The 1,442-nt window shown below is 44.3% G+C and carries 3 protein-coding genes; all 3 read left to right on the top strand.

Annotated elements, in window-relative coordinates:
- Positions 1-253: ferredoxin-thioredoxin reductase catalytic domain-containing protein (locus tag F6K20_RS38350; protein WP_287298408.1), on the top strand; the 253-nt coding region annotated here is incomplete at its 5' end.
- The gene (locus F6K20_RS38345) at positions 250-681 is read left to right on the top strand and encodes a DUF309 domain-containing protein (protein ID WP_008182483.1); all 432 of its coding nucleotides are present in this window, start codon (positions 250-252) and stop codon (positions 679-681) included. The genes F6K20_RS38350 and F6K20_RS38345, both read left to right, overlap by 4 nt.
- 212 nt (positions 682-893) lie before the next feature.
- Positions 894-1,376, top strand: a complete 483-nt coding sequence (locus tag F6K20_RS38340) for an LptA/OstA family protein (protein ID WP_044492664.1) — start codon at positions 894-896, stop codon at positions 1,374-1,376.
- Positions 1,377-1,442: the final 66 nt, after the last annotated feature.

The raw sequence follows: 1,442 nt of genomic DNA, 5'->3' as shown, positions 1-1,442 counted from the left end.
CGTAACTGCTGTGGTGATTGAGGGACTTGCCAAACACAAAGAAGAACTCGGTGCTCCCTTATGCCCTTGCCGCCATTATGAAGACAAAGAAGCAGAGGTGAAAGCTACCTTCTGGAATTGCCCTTGTGTGCCCATGCGGGAACGCAAGGAGTGCCACTGTATGTTATTTTTGACTCCGGATAACGATTTTGCCGGTGATAAGCAAGAAATTTCCCTAGACGAAATTAAAGCTGCGCGAGATAGCATGGCATGACAGCCATAGTACTACCTGAAGAATTTTGGCAGGGTGTCGATCAATTTAATCAGCAAGAGTTTTACGCTTGTCACGACACCCTTGAAGCTTTATGGATAGAAGCAGTTGAGCCGCAAAAGCGATTTTATCAAGGTATTTTACAAATATCTGTTGCCTGCTACCACCTAGGTAATCTAAACTGGCGTGGTGCAGTGGTTTTACTCGGTGAAGGGATCGGACGTCTCAGTAACTATCAACCAGACTATGGGGGGATTGATGTCACTGAGCTACTATCTCAAAGTGTTAATCTCCTACAGGCATTGCAAAACTTTGGCTCAGAGCAAGTTGCTGATTTTGTTAGACAGTTAGAGGCGGCTGACAGCAATGATGTTGTAGTTAGTGGTGAAGGGGTTAGGGGTTTTCCAAAACTCAAGGGAGTTGATGGTTAACAACTAATGGTTAACCATTAACTTGTTAACCATTAGTTGTTAGCACATGCTTTGAAAGGATGAGAAACTTTGTTGGTGGCTAGTCGTCAAAACTAAAACACGTGCCTTAGAGCAAAAAGCCCATTTTCATTCCCAAGCTATGGCTGGATTTGCTTAAACTAGTAGGCAGAACAGCTTATTGGTATTCGAGATCAGTCATCACACACAACAGCATGAAGTCCGACCTTAAATATACTAACCGATTAAGGCATAATCTAGGTCTAAGATTATTCTTGCCAGTTACCTTGGTAGGTGCGATCGCATTACCAACTTTCCTGAACAGCCCCCAAGCAAAAGCCCAAAATAAACCATCAGCAGCTGATGGAAGTGCCTTGACGGTTCGCTCTGATGTCCAGGAAGCTAACTCCAAAACTGGCGTAGTCACAGCCCGTGGCAATGTCCAAATTAACTATCCCGCTCGCCAAATACAAGCAACTGCAGCCCAAGCCCAATACTTCAGCCGTGAGCGCCGTCTGGTTCTCAATGGTAATGTTTTTGTGTTGCAGGAGGGCAATAGTATTCAGGGTGAAACCATTACCTATTTGATTGATGAAGGACGCTTTGTAGCCCTGCCTCAACAGAACCAACAGGTAGAATCAATTTACATCGTTACTGACTCAGACAGCACCACATCACCTGCTCCAGGGCTTCCCTAACTACATAAAACACTACCATCAGCCATTATGGCTTAAAAACTAGATCTTAATTGATAGAATAGCCTA

Source organism: Moorena sp. SIO2C4 (genome assembly GCF_010672485.1).
Lineage (GTDB): Bacteria > Cyanobacteriota > Cyanobacteriia > Cyanobacteriales > Coleofasciculaceae > Moorena > Moorena producens.
Note: the sequence above shows the minus strand (reverse complement) of the source record. Positions and strands in the feature narration are given on the sequence as shown.

Excerpts from the sequence above, each read along its gene's own strand:
- F6K20_RS38345 (WP_008182483.1), top strand. The coding sequence starts at position 250 with ATGACAGCCATAGTACTACCTGAAGAATTTTGGCAGGGTGTCGATCAA.
- F6K20_RS38340 (WP_044492664.1), top strand. The coding sequence starts at position 894 with ATGAAGTCCGACCTTAAATATACTAACCGATTAAGGCATAATCTAGGT.